Annotated in this window: 10 protein-coding genes; 5 read left to right on the top strand and 5 right to left on the bottom strand. The window is 51.2% G+C overall.

Annotated elements, in window-relative coordinates:
* Nucleotides 1-4: 4 nt before the first annotated feature.
* From L888_RS0106925 to L888_RS0106905, 5 genes are all read right to left on the bottom strand, one after another.
* On the bottom strand, nt 5-2170 hold the full coding sequence (locus tag L888_RS0106925; protein WP_027952366.1) for a GH92 family glycosyl hydrolase: 2166 nt from the start codon (nt 2168-2170) through the stop codon (nt 5-7).
* A 22-nt stretch (nt 2171-2192) separates the two neighbouring features.
* Nucleotides 2193-4184 (bottom strand): glucosamine-6-phosphate deaminase, encoded by a 1992-nt coding sequence (locus tag L888_RS0106920; protein ID WP_027952365.1) that lies wholly within the window; start codon nt 4182-4184, stop codon nt 2193-2195.
* 37 nt (nt 4185-4221) lie between these two features.
* Nucleotides 4222-5010, bottom strand: a complete 789-nt coding sequence (gene nagB, locus L888_RS0106915; protein ID WP_027952364.1) for a glucosamine-6-phosphate deaminase — start codon at nt 5008-5010, stop codon at nt 4222-4224.
* A 210-nt stretch (nt 5011-5220) separates the two neighbouring features.
* Nucleotides 5221-5979 (bottom strand): FecR family protein, encoded by a 759-nt coding sequence (locus L888_RS0106910; RefSeq protein ID WP_245594840.1) that lies wholly within the window; start codon nt 5977-5979, stop codon nt 5221-5223.
* A gap of 140 nt (nt 5980-6119) precedes the next feature.
* Nucleotides 6120-6653 carry an RNA polymerase sigma-70 factor gene (locus L888_RS0106905; RefSeq protein ID WP_005844797.1) on the bottom strand — a complete coding sequence of 178 codons (534 nt, stop codon included), beginning with the start codon at nt 6651-6653 and terminating at the stop codon, nt 6120-6122.
* A gap of 530 nt (nt 6654-7183) precedes the next feature.
* On the opposite strand from L888_RS0106905, the gene L888_RS0106900 reads away from it, so the two are divergent.
* From L888_RS0106900 to L888_RS0106880, 5 genes are all read left to right on the top strand, one after another.
* The gene (locus L888_RS0106900) at nt 7184-7471 is read left to right on the top strand and encodes a hypothetical protein (protein ID WP_005844796.1); all 288 of its coding nucleotides are present in this window, start codon (nt 7184-7186) and stop codon (nt 7469-7471) included.
* A gap of 111 nt (nt 7472-7582) precedes the next feature.
* Nucleotides 7583-11377: an endo-beta-N-acetylglucosaminidase gene (locus tag L888_RS0106895; protein ID WP_027952361.1), complete on the top strand. Its 3795-nt coding sequence runs from the start codon at nt 7583-7585 to the stop codon at nt 11375-11377.
* Nucleotides 11378-11659: 282 nt separating this feature from the next.
* Nucleotides 11660-15061: a SusC/RagA family TonB-linked outer membrane protein gene (locus tag L888_RS0106890; RefSeq protein ID WP_044248874.1), complete on the top strand. Its 3402-nt coding sequence runs from the start codon at nt 11660-11662 to the stop codon at nt 15059-15061.
* Nucleotides 15062-15073: 12 nt separating this feature from the next.
* Nucleotides 15074-15247 (top strand): hypothetical protein, encoded by a 174-nt coding sequence (locus tag L888_RS14655; RefSeq protein ID WP_169732670.1) that lies wholly within the window; start codon nt 15074-15076, stop codon nt 15245-15247.
* A gap of 240 nt (nt 15248-15487) precedes the next feature.
* Nucleotides 15488-19060, top strand: coding sequence for an endo-beta-N-acetylglucosaminidase (locus tag L888_RS0106880; RefSeq protein WP_005844787.1), 3573 nt, complete (start codon nt 15488-15490; stop codon nt 19058-19060).
* Nucleotides 19061-19370 lie beyond the last annotated feature (310 nt).

Here is a 19370-nt window from a genome sequence, read left to right as displayed (position 1 = left end):
TTGTTCAAGGACGGTTTTTGACAGAGGTTCCAAACTTGGAGGGCTTGCCGCCCATGGTGAACTCTAAGGTCCCACCATGGCAAATATCCTTGTAGTCGATGTACGACTTGGGGTATGGCTTCCCGTTCAGTCTTACTTGTTGGATGTACATGTTCCGTTCATTGTTGTTGTGTGAGATGATGCGGAAAGTCTTGCCTCTGCCTACTTGCAGCTCCGCCTCATCGACGAGAGGCGAACCGAACACGAAAACGCCGTCGGCAGGGTCTACTTGATAGAGGCCCAAGGCGGAGAGAATATACCAGGCCGACATCTGCCCCACGTCCTCATTGCCACTCAATCCGTCGGCATCGTCATGGTACATGGTGGCCAGCGTCTGTCTCAGCAGCCTTGCCGCTTTCCAAGGCTGTCCCACGTAGTTGTACATGTAGATGATGTGGTGGCTGGGCTCATTGCCGTGGGCATATTGTCCTATCAGCCCGGAAATGTCGGGAGAAGCGTCCTCGCCAAGGGTTCCCTGTGCCAGAAACAGCGAGTCGAGCTTCTGCGTGAAAGCCTTCTCGTTCTTGAACAGCCCCACCAGTCCGTGCACGTCGTGTGGCACCAGCCACGTGTATTGCCAGGCGTTGCCCTCGGTGTAGTCGTCTTGGCGGTGTACCGCATGGAAAGGATTGAACGGTGTGCGGAACCGTCCCTCAGAGTCGCGTCCTTTCATGAATCCGTCACGCGGGTCGAACAGTTTCTTGTACGACTGCGAGCGATCCAGAAAATACTTGTAGTCCTCCTCGTGTCCCAACAGCCGTGCCACCTTGGCGATGCCGGCATCGGCAATGGCGTATTCCAGCGTCTTGGCCACGGTCTCGCGCTCTTCGTCCTTGTCGAACGGCACGTAGCCATATTGTTTCAGGGCACCCAGTCCGCGCTCGTCTTTCAGGGCAGAGACTTTCATGGCCTGAAAGGCAACCTCCTTGTCACTGACGAATCCTTTCAGCACCAAGTCGGCCAGGACAATGATACCCGGATTGCCAATCATGCAGTCGGTCTCGTTGCCCACAAGATGCCACACGGGCAGCTTGCCCTGCTCGCGGTAGATGTGCAGGAATGTCTCCCCCATGTCGTTCATCATGCCGGGGTGGATGAGCGTCATCAGGGGCATGGCGGCACGATAGGTGTCCCATAGCGAGAACGTGGTGTAGTTGGTGAAGTTTCCTTGGTGTACCTTTCCGTCTGCACCGCGGTAGTCACCGTTGACGTCGCTGAATACGGAGGGGGCGACCATCGTGTGGTAGAGGGCCGTGTAGAAAGTGCGGCGCAGGGCATCGTTGCGGGTCTTGATGCTGATTTTGCCCAGCTCTTGGTTCCAAAGGCGTGTTGCCTCGCGGGCCACGGCCCCAAAGTTCCACTCGGGAATCTCGTGCTCAAGGTTCTTCTTGGCATTGGCAGTTCCTACGGCTGAGAGTCCCAGCTTGACCAAGAGCGGCTTCCCGTCATCCTCCACCTGGATGGTATAGATGTTGTCGTTGCATGACAGCAGTTTCACAGCTGAGGAAAAGACCGCCGTGAAGTACACCTGCTGGTTCTTGGCCCACCCGGTGGACAGGCGGCAGCCCTCAATGGTCCTGCCGTCAACCTGCCGTAAGGAGCTTGACGACAGTGCATCCCATCCTATTCCATGACGCAGGTCAATCTTCATCAGGCGTTTCGCCCCCGGAGCATAGGTGTAGCGATGGAAGCCAGCGCGTGCCGTGGCCGTGAGTTCTACTTTCACTTCGGGCTTCTGCAACCGTATGGCGTAATAGCCGGGACGCACCGTTTCGTCGTCGTGGCTGAACGCCGTGGAGTCCTGTTCCTCGTCGGCCACGGGCAAAAACGTCACGTCTCCCAGGTCGCCGATGCCCGTGCCGCTGAGGTGCAAGTGCGAGAAGCCCCGCAGCATGCGCCCGCTGTAGTGATAGCCCGAGCACCAGTCCCACCCGCTGTGGGTCTGTGTGGGGCCGAGTTGAACGAATCCGAAAGGCACGTTGGCACCGAGGAACACGTGTCCGTGTCCCCCCGTGCCAATCCATGGGTTCACATATCGTGCCGGTCCGTCTGTCTGCTCCCCCGCACTGGCGGGCAGGGCCGCCAGGCAGAGGGTAGCGATGACAAGTAATAGCAATCTTGGTCTTTTCATATTAGGCCGTTTGTCAGGGTCTTTAGGATTTGTATTCCACGAAAGCCTCCATGGCTTCGTAGGATGCCAGTCCCAGCTTGTCGTAGAGGTCGGCCGTGCCGCGGTTGCGGTCTTCGGCGCGTTGCCAGAACAGGCGCTCGTCGTTGCCGAGGAACGGTGCGCTTTCCATCTGTGACTGGTGCTTGAGAATGGCATTCCGTTTGGTGCGCAGTTCTTCAGGGCTCATGGGCACGCACATCTCGATGTTCTCAATGTCCCATTCGGCCCATGCCCCCCGATACATCCACACGCGGCAGTCGTCCAGCCACTTGGCGCCGGCCTGTCGTTCCAGGTCGATGGCGGCGAGCACGGCGTCCGTGCACTTGCGGTGCGTGCCGTGCGGGTCGGCCAAGTCGGCGGCCACATAGATCTGGTGGGGCTGGGTCTTCTGTAGCAGTTCTCTTACAATCTGCACATCCTGCTCCGTCATCGGCAACTTCTCGATGGCCCCACTCTCATAGAAAGGAAGGTCGAGGAAGTACACATGCTCCAAGGGTATCTTGTTGAACGTGCAGGCCGTCCGAGCCTCGCCCCTGCGGATAAGTCCTTTGAGGGTCAGCACGTCGCGGCTGTCGAGGTCGCCCGCTTTCTTGGCCTTAAAAAAAGCCTTGATTTCCTGATACTTATCAGAAATGGTCGTGTCTTTTGACTGGTTGAACAGCTGGTTGAAACCGTTGATGAAGTGCATGAATCGGGTTACCTCCTCGTCGTTCACGGCAATGTTGCCGCTGGTCTCGTAGGCCACGTGCACCTCGTGCCCTTGGCTCACCAGCCGCTGGATGGTGCCGCCCATGGAGATGACATCGTCGTCGGGGTGGGGCGAGAATACCAGCGCGCGCTTCGGATAAGGGGTGGCTCGCTCGGGCCGGTGGGTGTCGTCGGCATCGGGCTTGCCGCCGGGCCAGCCTGTGATGGTGTGTTGCAAGTCGTTGAATATCTTGATGTTCGCATTGTAGGCCGACCCGTAGAGGGCGAGCAGTTCGCTCAGACCATGCTCGTTGTAGTCTTTGTTGGTCAACTTCAGAATGGGCTTCTGCGTGATGCCGCAGAGCCACACCAAGGCAGAGCGTGTCAGCTTGTCGGTCCATTCGCATGAGGTGACGAGCCAAGGCCGCTTGATGCGTGTCAGTTCGGCGGCTGCCGAGAGGTCGATCACCACATGGGTGTCGGGATGAGTCTGCATGAATGTGGCGGGCACGGCGTTGGTGATTTGGCCTTCCACCGTTTCCTTGATGATGCCTGCCTTCTCTTCTCCCCATGCCGTGATGAATATCTTCTTGGCTTTCAGGATGGTAGCCATGCCCATGGTGATGCTGCACGGTGGCACGGCCTCGCTCGTGGCGAAGCTGTTTGACATCTCCTCGCGCGACAAAGCGTCAATCAGAATGAGGCGCGAGTTCGACGCCATGCTCGAGCCCGGCTCGTTCACGGCGATGTTGCCTGTACGGCCAATGCCGAAGAGGGCTGCGTCAAGACCGCCGAAAGTCTGTATGCGTTGTTCGTAAAGACGGCAATATTCCTGGATGTCGTCTTGGTTGACCGTGCCGTTGGGCGAGAACACATTCTGTGGTTCGATGTCAATATGATCGAGGAAGAGTTTTTTGAGTTGCAGCAAACTCTGGCAAGTGCTCTTCGGCGTCAGCGGAAAATACTCATAGCCGTTGAACACGACGAGGTTTTTGAAGCTCAGCCCGTTCGCCTCATGACGGCGTATGAGCTCCTGATACACAGGCGTCAGCGAGGTACCAGTGCCAAGGGCCATGACATAGAACTCGCCCTTTTGTCGTTTGGCTGCCATGCCTGACTCGATGGCGTCGGCGATATGGGCGGCACCCTCCTCGGTGGAGGCGAAGATGTTTGTTGGTATTTTCTCCATCCGGGTCAGTTCCGAACGGTCTACTGCCGTAGCGGGCTGGTAGAGTTTCTGGGGTACTTTGTTTAACGCGATCTGTGAGGTCAGATTTAAATTTACCATAGTTTTTAGATGATTATTGGGGTGTTAAAATGTGAAATCAAGCATTTCGCTCGATGTCCTTGAAGTATCTGTAGGTTGCCACTTTCAGTTCGTCGGTGGCTGCTTCGTCGCTCACGATGATGCTGTGGGGGTGCATCTGCAGCGCGCTGATGGTCCACGCTTGGGTGACGGGCCCCTCGACGGCGGCCTGCAACGCACGCGCCTTGCCATGACCGTTGACCAGAACGAGCACCTCATCGGCCGCCATCACGGTGCCCACGCCCACGGTGAGCGCCCGTTCGGGCACCTGAGTCGGGTCGTTGTCGAAGAAGCGGGAGTTGGCAATGCGGGTATCCTCGGTGAGCGACTTGATGCGGGTGAGCGAGGTGAGCGAGGAGAAAGGCTCGTTGAAAGCGATGTGCCCGTCGGGCCCGATGCCTCCTACAAAGAGGCGGATGCCTCCGGCTGCACGAATCATTTCCTCGTAATGCCGGCATTCTTCCTCTATGTCCTCGGCATTGCCGTTCAAAATGTGGATGTTTTTCTCGGGACAGTCTATGTGTGCGAAGAGGTTTTCGCGCATAAACGTATGATAACTCTGGGGATGGTTTTCGGGCAGCCCTACGTACTCGTCCATATTGAAAGTCTCCACAAATCTGAACGACACGCGTTTTTCTTTCACGGCTTTCACGATATGAGCATACATGCCTTTGGGCGACGAGCCCGTTGGGAGGCCCAGAACGAAATGCCGTTCAGCTGTGGGCTGAAAGTCATTGATGCTTTTTACAACATAGTCTGCCGCCCATTTCGAGAGGTCTTCATAGTCTTTTCTAATAATTAGTCGCATATTGGTTTTTATGTTAAAGATGAAAGTGGTGTAGCCTGACTTCAAGGCCGGTCATACGGATAACGGCCTTGGGGATGCAAAAGGGTGGGCATATCTTGCAATCCCGCAGGTTCCGCTCCATACCGCAGCCCTCCAAGGCGGTTTCTGCCGGTCGTCCTCCCTGTGGAGGGGGCACCGGGGAGGTGGCGGTGCTTGCCGCAGCTTTCCGGGTCAGCACGATTTTGTTGCCCGTCCGATGGTATGTTTCTTGTCATGCCACATGGCTCCTGTCGGTGCATGCACCTCTCTCACCTCCATGGTGTGGGTGTTCTTGTCGACGATGATTTTCTGATTGGGGCGAATGGTCACCTTGTTTCTGCCGGCTTTCTCGGCTACTTCCAGCCGCCCCTCCAGCAAGGTCACCTCTTCGGTGTTCCCCTTGCACTGGGTCTTGAAGTCGAACACAGTGCCCAGCACCTTGGCAGAGACGTTTCCACTCGACACGATGAATGGCTTGGCCGGATTTCTCACCACTCGGAACAAGGCCTCGCCTGCTAGTTTTACCTCGCGCGTGTCGCCCTCGAAGTCTTTCGGATAGCTGATGGTGGCATTCTTGTTGAGCCATACCCGGCTTCCGTCGGGCAGCGTCAGTTCTTTCTTGTTTTGGGCCGTGATGCAGACCATGTCGTCCGCGCCCATGTGCAGCCCCGCCCAAAGGGCGATGGAACCACTCGCCACTATCACCAGTCCTACGGCCGTATGGCGCAAGAAGACCAGCCGGCGTATCCTTACCCGGTACCGGTCTTCATGTTGCATGATTCTGTCCATGACGTCGGCCTCCGCCTGTGCCATCTCCATGGCAGAGGGACGATAATCACCCCTCCCCTCATGATACATTCGCTCTGCCTGGAACAACATCTCTTCGTTGGCTTCCGACTGGTTCAGCCAATCGAGAAGGAGTGATGTATTCTTAGGTGAGCTTTTACCCAAAATATAATCTTTTATGATCTTAAAATTGGCTATTGACATTGTTTACCTTGTTGCAATTTCTGTCGAAATCGTGATGATTCTTACAAAAATCATACTAATAACAAACGGAAATGAAAAACAACGTACTCCTTTCTTATATATTATTCACGTGCAAGAAATCCCAGGCGCCCCCGCAGGTAGCGCAAAGCCTTGAAAATGTGCGTATCTACCGTGCGAACAGATATTTTCATTACACCACTGATTTCCTTGTTCTTCATGCCATGCAGATAGCTCAGCGTGAAAGCCATGCGACATTTTTCGGGCAGTTCGTCAATGGCAGTGTCTATCTGCCGTCCTAATTCCCGGCTCTCAATGTGGCGCATCACGTCGCTCTGATCGGGCTGGTAGTATTTCATTCTTCGGTTCTCAATCTGTTTTTTCTGCTCTGAATATCCCTGCACGATATGCCGGTGCCTCACCATATTGAGCGTGCGCGTGTAAACGGTCTTGTACAGGAAAGCTTTGATATGGTCGTCGTCGTTCAGGGTGTCCCGCCGTTTCCATAGTTCAACGAACGCCTCCTGCACAATGTCTTTCACCTCCTCGTCGGCAAAAAGGGTCAGGGCATAGTTGAGCAGGGCGGAATACTGATTCCGGAATATTTGTCTGAAATGGTCTTCGGTTATAGTTTCCATATCTACAATGAGTAATTTCTGTCTGGCCGAAAGGGTAGGGCACTGTCGGCATTGCCAGTCCTGTTTTGTGGTAGGTAGGGAGGTGGCGTCGGTTTTTCGGTTCTATTCCGTTGCGTATTAAACAAGGAACGATGGTGATATTGTTATGCAAAGGTAGTGTTTTATTCTGAACGGCATGCCTTTTTAGGAAAATATTTGCATTGGCGACACGGCTTTTCTCCTTGCCGGCCGGGACGCATGAACCGTCTGTTGGATGGCAGTGGCTCGCGCGTACCTATTTATAATTGGAGGCCTTGGGGCCACGACTGTCTTGATGACGTGTTCCCCCTGTATTCGGAACTGGTGTATTGTCGATGCTGAAATAACTGGTGTACGTCTGCCTTTCGGGTAGTGGTTCGGACTTTCGCGCCTTTTCGCCCGATGGCAAACGTCTAAACGCCAGGCGAATAACCTGTTCACGCCATACGTCAAAGGGTTATTCATTGGATGAAGACGGGTAAAAAGATGGCGCGTTGAGCCGTGGGCGGCAGATGAAAGGTGTGTGGCGGGGAAACGCCGTCGTGGGGTTTATCAACGGCATACGCCTCAACGAGGTAAAGAAGAACCTTGATTTCCAGCCCGGCATTGCCATCAGCGTACTGGCTGGACATATGGAATTCAACTCACCGAAGTATTTTTCACACCTGTTCAAGAAAAAATCGGTATGCTGCCCAGCAAATGTGCTGCGGATCACCTGGAAGAAACTGCAATTTATTGAACCGGCTTCATCCCTTTCTTTAGTTGTTCGCGCAAACATTGAAAAAAGGCCAGAATTTTGATCTCTACAGCCGAAAAATTTTAAATATTCGTGTTTATTACAAAAATTTTTGCCTATCTTTGCAAGAGTTAGCAGCAATCTTTTCAAAACATTGTTAATTTAAACCTAAAAAATGAGAAAATTTTATCTATTGGGATCGGCACTGCTTGCTTGTGCCGTAGGATGGGCACAGAGGACTCCTCTACATCCTCTTGACATCCAAACTTCGGATTTTGACCAACTTGTGAGTAACTTTAATGCATGGAAAACAGGGAAAACTTTTGGTGGTGTATCAAAAATTGACGAGCAGTTCTTTATCTCTCGTCAGCGCCCGCTTGAGCGCATAGCCGGCTCCCTTGACTACAAGGCTGACGGCGAGGGCGACGAGAATCGCAACCTGTGTTTGTGGGTTCCCCTTGACGACCCTACTGTTACTTGGAAAGCACTCCCACGTTACTGTTTTGAGGGTGATAATTTCAGCAACTGGTCGTATGTCACCATTCACGGCAACTGGACAGCGCCATGGCTCCGCGTGACCGCCGGTCTCGCCGATGTGGCGCACAAAAATGGAGTGAAAGTGGGATGCGTGATGTCCGTACCATGGGCCCAGTTTGTAGAAGTGGGTTCGGGGGCAAACACCTATAGTGCTGTTTTCTCTATGCTTTGCGAGAAAGACAACGACGGAAATTTCAAGAATACAGAGAAGTTTGTCAAGTTCCTCAAATACTACGGCATCGACGGTGTGGGGGTCAACTCCGAATTTAGTTCCGATGCCAACTCGATGGAAAATATCCGAAATTTCTTCGCAGAATGCCATACCAAAGCCAAGGAGATTGGCTGGAACTTCCAGCTGCACTGGTATGACGGTACCAACGACTATGGTTCAATTCAATTCGACCAAGGTCTCAACAGTAACAATGCGTTGATGTTCGGAAGTAGCAAAAAGGTTGTAACTGACATGATGTTTGCCAATTACAATTGGAACAAAAGTGTACTGACGCGGTCTGAACAGAAAGCAGAGGAACTTGGCCGCTCAAGCTACGACTATTATGCTGGTTTCGATATTCAAGGGCGCGCACTGCGCAACCTCAGGTGGAACGATTTGCTCGCATCGAAGATTTCCATCGGATTCTGGGGTGCCCACAAACAGAGTCTCATACACCAGAGTGCCACTGACAACGGTACCTCGGACGTGGCCATACAGAAGACCTACCTTGACAAGCAGGAACTTATTTTCTCAGGTGGAAACCGCAATCCTGCCAATACGCCGAGCATCAATATGATGTGTGACCTGAGCAATGCCAGCCTACAAAACTTTCATGGTCTGTCGCGCTTCCTCTCTGCTAAGTCGACTATACAAGCTGTGCCTTTCGTTTCACGCTTCAATCTTGGTAACGGCTTGGTGTTCCGTAATGACGGACAAGTGGCATTCAACCATAAATGGCACAACATCGCCACTCAGGACATCATGCCCACATGGCGTTGGTGGATCGTTGACGGCAGTGAGAGTGCTAAGAATGGAGGCCTTGTCAATGCCGACCTCACATGGAACGACTCTTGGTTCGGCGGCTCATGTCTGCAACTCAGCGGACAGACGGCTCTTTCCCGCGTAAAACTCTTCAAGACTGCGCTCACTACACAGCCCACATATAATATATCCGTTACCTACAAGGTGCCTTCCGACACCAAGACGCATGCAAAGCTTTTTGTAGCTCTAAAGGATAAGCTCACCGATTACAAGGAGATAGATATACCTGAGGCTAAGACCTACGGTCAATGGCAGACTTTCACCACAACTCTCGGCGAGCTCGGGCTCTCTGCAGACGATGTCATTTCTATGATTGGCATCACTGTAGCCGATGCACCGGCAGACTATAAGATGTATGTCGGAGAGATTGCCGTCCGTGATCCGCAGAAGAGCTTTGCCCCTGTGGCTCCTGAGATCAACGAGGTGGAGATCATCCGCGGCAAGGGCAGCAGTGTTGACTTCAAGATGCGTTATTCTGCTAAGGATGAGAGTGACGGCTCCAAGTATTATAATGACGAGGTCGACACATGGTACTATGAAATCTTCATGCAGCAAGAGAATCGGCCAGTGCAACTTCTCACGGCTACAACATCGTGGGCAGCTTATGTCGTTGACGCACCACTTAAGAGTGGTTTTGAGGGACGTAACGCACGCTTCGGTGTTGTGGCAGTATCGCCGGATGGTCTGCAGAAGTCAGACACGACATGGACGGCCTATAAGCAGGTGCCCTACGACACACCATCAACGGAGGTCGTCATAGATATGCCAGTCATCAAACCAGGACAATCTTTCACCATGAGTCTTGAGGACGAGATGGCTCAGCCTGCACAAAAGTGGCAGCTCGTCAACTCGCAGACAGGCACAGTGGTATACACAGCAGAGAACACAACAAAGATCACAACAAAGATCGACGAGGTAGGAACTTATGATCTTATCCTCACTCCATCAAGTGGTGCAAATATCATCACTCGCGGAAAAGTTGTCATCTCGCCCAAGGCTACGGGTAAGGTGCCTGAGATAATCGACTTCGCCGTTGATAAACATGAAGTAGAAACCGGCAAGGACGTTACCTACAACTATACCATTGATAAAGGAGAGGGAAAAGTGTCGCGTGCACTTACCATTAACGACCCGGACATGCTCATGATACCCGGCGAGATGCAAGTGGGCAAAACCTATACCTATGCCCTCTGGGTGAAAGCCAATAAGTATGCTCATGACTCGCAGGGCACCAATCTCATCAGCAAGAACACTATCGCCGACCGATGGCCGCACAACAACTGGGGTGACCTTTGGGTACAGGTTCGTCCGGCATGCACTGCCGATGCTGGATCTGGTTGGTACGGTGGCGACAATAATGGCTCGCAGCATACAGAGAACGAGGTGTCGTTCAATACTTTCGGATGGCTTCACCACGACTCCCCATGGGAGGAGATGATGTCGACCGGCTACAGTCTTAACCCTGGTGTATGGAACCACATCGCTGTGACGCAGAAAGGCAATCAGCAGGCTATTTTCTTCAACGGCAAGCGAGTGGCTTATGCAGAGGCATCCAGCAACAATTCGCGTCGCGAGAACTCTTCTGACGCTCGTATTGACAAGTCAGCAACTGCCAACATTTTCATCGGTGGTGGCGGTGTTTACAAAGCCGGCTTCAACGGATGGGTCGATGAGGTGCAGGTATGGAATAAGGCACTCACGGAAGCCGAGGTACTCCAAGCTATGCAGGGCTACAAAGCTGAAGAAGTGCCCGAGGGGCTTCAGGCTTACTACACCTTTGAGACCTATAACACTGCAGATTCCACTTTTGCTAACTACGGACATGGTGGCGAGCAGTACAAGGCACGTATGGTGCGGACACAGGGTTCCGGCGGTGAGGCTACTGGCAATGCAGCATATGTCACGCAAGAAGCCGATAACAGCACACAGGGATACCCAGGTATAGAGGGAACCATGGAGATAAAGGCTACCAGAACATTCTCTTCTCCTATGACAACAATCTCCAGTGAGGATGACAAGGCTGCTGTGGTTAAGTACAATGCTGCAGGCACTTACAGTGCTACACTCAACGTAACCAATGACTGGGCATCTGATGAGCGGACACTTGAAGATGCAGTGATTGTCAGTGTGCCCACATCCATCAATGCTATGTCTCAGGAGTCTGACTTAGCGATCTATCCCAACCCGTTTGTGGAATCTGTTAATTTCCGTTTTGCTGAGGCAGGACATTACACGGTCAGCATCATTAACGCAGCTGGGACAGTGATGCAGACCAATTCGTTCAATGCACAGGCAGGAAAGGTGATCAGCGTCACCGTAACTGCACCAGAAGGTCTCTATCTCGTGCAGGTAGTTAAAGATGGAAAGGTCCACAAGACCGTTAAGGTCGTGAAGAAGTAATTGTCTTTTTATAGTCAAACAGGAAAACTTTGCAAAAAATCAGTTGTAACTATCTGAAAATAAATTTAGAAGCATTACGACTTTTGCAAAGTATTCCTGTTTAGCTGTAACTATTGACAAACAAGAAAATAGTAAACAGATATTCTGAATCTTTCGTTACATATTCTCTAATCCTCCAAGGTGACAGAGAAAACGGGAACTATACTATTAATATCCTATTATAATCAAATCTAAATGAACAACTATTCAACTGACAGAAAGCAAAGGCGAAACCGAACTGCCATGGTTCTCCTTTTTGCCGGGTTGCCCATGTTCTACGCCTACGCCAATTTTTCGGCTGCCCCGGCGGTAGTTCCAATGATGCAGCAACCACAGCAGAATGTAGCACATGGCACCGTGATCGACGAGAATGGTGAACCGCTCATAGGGGTCACGGTGACGATAGAAGGCCAGAAAGGCACGGGCACCGTAACCGATCTTGACGGTCGATTCGAACTGCGCGGTGTCAGCCGTGGGGCGAAGCTCCAGATAACGTACATCGGCTATGCATCACAGACGGTGACATGGAGTGGACAAAGTATCAACATTAAGCTCGAACCGGAGAGTAGCACCATCAGCGAGGTGGTTGTAACGGCCATGGGTATACGCCGTAAGGAAGAGTCGCTGACCTATGCCACACAACAGGTCAGAGCTTCCGAACTCAATCGTGTTCAGGATCCCAACCTCGCCAACTCGCTCGAGGGCAAGGTAGCCGGCATTACCATCACGCCATCAGCCGGTGGTGCCGGTGGTGCGTCAAAGATCATTCTTCGTGGTAACAAGTCGATTCTGGGCTCCTCTACACCGCTCATTGTCGTTGACGGTGTGCCCATGACCAACTCACAGCATGGACAGCTTTCCGATGGTTCGTTCATGGCAGAAGGCAGAACAGAGGGTGCTGACGCGTTGTCGATGATCAATCCTGAGGACATTGAGTCCATCAACGTGCTTAAGGGTGCCAATGCCGCTGCCCTATACGGCTCGGTGGCAGCCAACGGCGTGCTGATGATCACCACTAAAAAAGGTCGTGAGGGTAAAATGCGCATCGACTTCTCGTCGAACATTACTTTCGACAATCCACTCACCAAGCCGAAAATACAGAATATTTACGGAGCCAACGTTCTCGAAAACGACATTGCCGGGCAGGTTTCTGATTACTCGTGGGGACCTCGTCTCGCTGACCGCTCATCAGACAAGCTCACGCAACGCACACCCATGGATGGAGATACGTTCAAGTATACTGTTATTGGTGAGAATGGGAAACCGCAAACCATCCGTCAGTACAACGACGTGCATCTGCGCAACTATGCCGCCGACGACATTGGCGACTTCTTCCGCACAGGAGTTACCGCCAACAACTCATTGGCACTCTCGGGGGGGACGGAGAACATGAGTTCGTACTTTTCCTACGGTAACGCGCATTCCAATGGCATGATGCGCAGCAACTCCTACAACCGAAATACATTATCGTTTAGGCAGATGTTCAAGTTCTTCAACAGGGCAACAATCAACGTTTCAATGAACTACATCTCCACCAAGACAAAGAACCGACCCGGTGGTGGTACGAACATGAATCCTATCTTCGATGTGTACACCATGCCTCGGAATATCGACATGGCCTACTACCGTAACAATTATCGTATAGAAAACGGCAGGTGGAACGCTAATAATCGGAGTCATTTTGTAGAACGTAGCAACGGGTCCTATCGCCTAAATAATGCGGACAAGGTTGCGCTCACCGGACCGATGATGAGCTGGTATACATACTCTAACAACCATAACAACCCTTATTGGCTGATGTATCAGAACGAGGGCGTTCAGCGCGAAGACAGGTTCTTCGGCAACATCACCGGCACCCTTGATATTTGGGACGGGTTGTCATTTCAAGCGCGTCTCGGTATAGATTTCGACAAGTATGAGAATGAGGCCAAACGCTACGCAACGACATACATACCCAGTGGAATAGAGCCCTACGGACGCTACTGGTGGAGCTACAACAAGACCACGGAGTATTATACCGATTACATGCTCAATTATAACAAAACTTTCAACGATACATGGGAGGTATCGGCAACGGCCGGTTTCGTGGGACACACCATTAAGGGGCAGAACAAGAGCGTAGATACCGGTGATGCCACCTATGTTGATCCACAGAATATCTATCTTTCCGACCTTATCAATTGGTTCTCCGTTTCGGCAGGCGGTGCAGGCAAGAATACACAAAGCCGTTCGTCAGACTGGAACAAGGGTGCTGTATTCACCGCACAGCTCGGATGGAAAGAAAAGGTATATGTTGACGGATCATACCGTCGCGACTGGTATCGCTCGTTCAAGCAGTTTAAGGATCGCGGTACACCGGCATCGTACGGATACTTCGGCTTTGGAGCTAACGCCATCGTCAGCTCACTCGTCAAGATGCCCGAATGGTGGAACTATCTCAAATACCGTGTTTCATATTCTGAGGTGGGTAACTCCATACCCAACCAGGTGTTCGGCGCTGTGTCCATCAACTGGAGAGAGAAGACCTATACCACCAACCTGTGGGCCGACTTCAAGGATCCCAGGCCTGAAAAGACACAGTCTTTCGAGACGGGTTTCGAGTCCATGTTCCTTAACGACAGGCTCAGCGTCGATTTCACATACTATAACTCCACAACGTCTAATCTCTACATGGTTGGAACCAATGCTTCCGGACGCAGTATTCCGATGAACTCGGCCAAGATACGCAACCAAGGCTTTGAGGCCTCAGTAGGTTACAACTGGAAGATTATGAGGAATATGACGTGGAAAACAACGGTCAACTTCGCCTACAACAAGAACAAAATTCTCCGCACAGCCTACAGTGTTGACGAGACAACGGGCAAGGAGAAAGAAAATATCATTGCTACCAATGTGGGACAAGTGCGAGTACTCTACGCTGAGGGTGGTTCTGTGGGCGATATGTATATCTCTGATATTCGTCGCTACGAAGCAGATGGTGTAGACGACAAGGGTAATCCTGTGAAGGCCGGGTGGTATCAGCTTGACTCACAGGGTGGTCTGCAGACTGAAACCAAGTCTGACAAGGCATTGAAGAAGTATGTGGGAAACATGAATGCGCCATGGACGCTTGGATGGAGCAATCAGTTTACATGGAAAGAACTTACGCTTACTTTCCTCATCAACGGACGTATTGGTGGCAAAGTGCTGTCGTTTACCGAAGCATTCCTTGATTCCTACGGCCTTTCGCAGCGTACCGCCGATGCACGTATGTATGCCGAGCAGAACAAGATCTATGCCACAGGCTACGGCGACGGTAAACAGCTCGGTGTACAACTTGATGACGGTTCGGGACGCATCGTGCCCATCGAAGCCTACTATCAGTCAGTCGGAGGCAACAACCCCCAAGACCTGCAACGCTATATCTACAGCGGTACTAATTTCCGTCTGCGCGAGCTCACGCTTGGTTACACATTCCGCAATCTCTTCGGAACCAACCGCAACCTCTCGCTCTCGTTCATAGCCCGTAACCTGTTCTTTATCTATAAGGATGCCCCCGTCGATCCTGACGTGTCGCTGGCAACGGGAAACGGACTTGGAGCTTTCGAGATGTTCAACATGCCGTCGGCACGCTCTTTCGGCTTCTCGCTCAATATGAATTTCTAAAAACCAGACAGTATGAAAAAAATCTTTCTAATTGCGGTCATGAGCATCGCCACACTGTCGATGCAGTCTTGCCTCCAGTATGACGAGCCGGGAGATGAGTTTGAGATGGGGCAGTTAAAGCCTGCTTCTCCAGACTCGTCAAGCAAAGCTAAGACAGCTATCCCACAGCGAATACAGCAGCGGTAATCTTTGGAAAAGTTTATCAGGCAATTATAAATACGTTTAATTTTGAATACATACTTTATTCTCAATATCTGCCAAAGACGAGTGATGGGAACACCGTACCACGGAATATTTCTATCTTCTTGCTTGTTTTGGCGAGATATTGAGAATATGTACTGAAAATTTCAGAATAGAATGTATATCAAAGAAACTTCTTGTTTTTACTTTTACATATACCCTAATTAAAAAACTAAATTTTATAGTATGAACTTTACACGACTATCTAAGGCTTTCATGGTGACGACATCACTCGTCTTCACTATGGGTGCCTATGCCCAAGGTACGGAGACCGTGCTAAGGAGCAATTATTCGCCCAATGGCGAGAAATGGGTAGATCAGGTTGCCATCGACTGGAATGCGCAGAAAGTCTATGTCAAGGCCGACCTATCTTCATGTACACAAACGAATGAGGGCATCCTCTCAGTTGGTTCCGCTATCAGTGCATGGAACGGAGAGCACTGGCACCTCTATTACACAAAATCATCGTCGACCTTGCAGGTTAACTATCTCTCAGCCTCAAACGGCAATGTCATCCGAACTGATGTCAATGGCATCTCTGGCACTGTTGAAATTGAAATCAGTAAGGCACTGGGGCTCACTGTCAATGGCAAAGCTTACAACATCCATTCCGGAAATACGGTGGATGTGACTACAGCTTGCGCAGCACTTTGGGGCATGCCTACCATTGAGATCGGCTCACAGGAGGGAAACACTCGTTCCTACGCCACCTATGAGAAGATATGTATCCAACCCGTCGGGGACACGCCCACACCACCTACGCCGGATCCTGGGCCATACTCACCCACGGCCACCGATCAGGTGTATGACGGCAGTGGATGGTCAGACGAGAAGCTTCTCAAACTTTTCAAGGAGGCTTTCGACAATGGACGCACATTCCCAACAGATGCAGCGTTTGAGCAGGCCGGCATACAGAAGAGTGACATCGCTTTCGTGCGTTCCCATGTGCCCAACCCCGGCATACAGTCGCGCTCCGAAAGGCTGTTGAGCAACACTTATGAGAATCGCAATCTTTGGATGAATATTCCCATGGACGTGGGCAAGGACTTTTCTTCTGGAATGCCCAATGGAAGTTTTGCCAGTGACAACTTCTCAATGTGGAACTACACCAACATCTTTGGTTCATGGAATCGTGGACTCTTTACGGCTCCTGCTGCATGGACTGATGCTGCCCATAAGAACGGAACAGACATCATGTCTGGCATGAAGTTCTTCGATACAACGGGAGGAGGTACCGGTTACGCCAGCGGCTGGATGAAGTTCATCACTGAAAAAGATGCCGACGGTAACTTCGTATATGCCGAGCCTATGATCAACTTACTGATGTACTTTGGCTTTGACGGTATCAACTACAACTGGGAGGATTCAGGATATGGCAACGACGATATTGTGGCTTTCCATAAGCAGCTCTATAAGATCGCTGCCAGAAAGGGCTTTGACAATTTCCATTGTGGTATCTACACATCGGTGTCCCAGCTCAATGCCGCATCTCCTGAAAATACCAATGCTCTTTTCGGTAATAGTGAGGGTCGCACGCACGACTTGATGCTCAACTATTCCAACGGTGACTTTGCTTATTCGCTTGGCCGTACATCAAAGGCCGCTCAGGCTGCCATGGGCACCACCGATGGCCTCTATGCTGGCGTGTGGATCGTGTCCATGGATCGCAGATGGAATTCCCTCAACTCTGACGACGATGCTAAAAAAGTAGGAATCTGTCTCTGGGGTGAGCATAATGAGAGCCGTTTCTGGAGCTACAACAGTGGTGCCGATGCCTACACCAAGATGAATAACTACCAGCGACTTCTTGAACGTGCTTTCTCTGGTGGCAACCGCAACCCGCTCATTCGACCGGAGATAAGTAATAGTGGTAACAATTGGGAGGGTGAAAACCCGCTGTCTACCTTTGCCGGACTGGCTACGTGGATACCCGAGCGCACCACGATAACGGGTAACCTGCCTTTTGCTACAGGCTTCAACCTTGGCAACGGTGACCGCTACAGCTATAAAGGCAAACGTACCACCGGCTCGTGGTACAATATGGCATCACAAGACATCGTGCCTACCTATCGCTGGCTTGTCGTGAAGCCCGGCACCAAGACTGCAAGTCAGGACATCCAGCCGGAGTTCACCACCGAAGATCAGTACACCGGCGGCACGGCACTGCAACTTACTGGCAAGGCAACCGCAGACGGTACCGATATCGTGCTCTATAAGACAGATCTCAACGTGAGTGCTGCCAACCCTTATGCCAAGGTGGCCGTGAAGAACGGTAAGAACGCTACCAATCCTTCCAACCTCTATGTCATCGTGCAGAAAGGCGATGGCTCATGGGTGGAGACTGCTTATGGCAATGTAGAAGGCAATACATGGCAGGAGAAGAAAATTGTCATCGGCGGCCTCGCCCAGGGCGATGTTGTCAAGGCTATCGGCCTCCGTGTGAAAGGCAGCGACGACAACTATAAACTCTTGGTCGGCAAGCTCGAGATTAACGACGATGTGAAAGCCACACCGGCAGCCGTCACCGACCTTAATGTGGAGATCAAGCAAGAGACCAAGACCTCTCTCACGGCCAAACTTTGGTGGAATACCACTGCTACGGCTACCAAGCGTGCTGATTGGGATCTCGCCTATAACAAGGAGGGCAACATTGACCACTTCGAGATTCTCTACAAGAACGGTGAGGATGGCAAGGTTTCCGAGGTGGGCCGCACCACTACGTGGGGCACACTTGTACCCAACATTGAGTTTGAGAGCGAGGCTGACCGTCCGTTCATCGGTGTACGCAGTGTCTCCACAGACCTCAAGACTTATTCTGCACCCGTATGGGTGGAACTTGCACGTGCCGAACAGGACAAGCTGCCCGCCAAGAAGGATCTCTCCTACGGTGTGAGTGAAATCAATCCCAATGCCGAGGGTGTCGACATTGCACGCAAGATACGTTTCGTGACAAAGGTTACCACTACAGGTGCAGATCAGAATATCGACTATTCTGCTACAACAGCACCGGCTGACGGCACGCAGTATGTTGATGCCACAGACCACATGCTTACCATCAATCAGGGCCAGACAGTCAAGCTCTTCATCAAGTGTTACGATACATCTGACCTCGTAGCTCCTGATGGCACGGCTCTTGCTTCTCCCGACGGTCTGCGCTACTGCTTTGGTGGTGGATGGCTTGACCTCAACGGCAATAAGATGTTTGAACCTACAGATGTTGTCTCTGATCCGAAAAACGGTGAGCGTCTCTTCACAGTGGGCACACTGCGTAAGGGCACACCAGAGTTTGAAACACAAGGAATCACCACCACTTTCGTTGTTCCTGAGGATGCCAAACCTGGCCCCAGCCGTCTGCGCATCGTGTTCACTGATGCTTGGTTTGCTGGTACTTTCTTGCCCACGGGCTATACTGCCAAGGGCTTCTCCATCGATTTCGGGGTGACCATTAAGGGAACCAACCCGGGTCGCGAGTCTGTTGACAACCACGACAAGGGCATAGCCGACGAGCCCGAGGATCTCAACGGTACACCAACAGGCATCCACACAGCCACAACTGGTCAAGTGTCGAGTGTCTCTGTGGAGGATGGCAAGATCAACTTCCAGAATGTCGACAAGGCATGGATCTATACGCTTTCAGGTGCCATGGTAAGTTACCATGTAAATCCAACGATGGTTGCTGCCAGTTTGCCACAGGGTGTGTATTTAGTGAAGATGCAGTCTGGAAGTCTCTTCCGTAGCCAGAAGATTGTCATTGAGTAGAATTTATAACAAGCAGGTAGCAAAGTGAAAGACATAAAGGAAAATACGTGCGTGACTTTGCACTTGCTTATGGAATCTATCGTTTGATACCCTACAGTTAATATTACTGTAAGTATGCTCTATATCTCACTAAAAGTGGCAGGAGGAATAGAAATAAATTTTCTTTCCTGCCACTTTTAGTAGGATATTTAAAACAAGTGACATATATACCAAGAGAAAAGTTTTTGTTTTTTTAAGCAATTCATCATTGCCTTATAAAAATAATTTCTTAAATTTGTACCAATTATTATAATCAACAACATTCTGATAA

It is taken from the genome of Hallella seregens ATCC 51272 (assembly GCF_000518545.1).
Lineage (GTDB): Bacteria > Bacteroidota > Bacteroidia > Bacteroidales > Bacteroidaceae > Prevotella > Prevotella seregens.
This window is presented reverse-complemented; position numbering and strand designations above follow the sequence as displayed.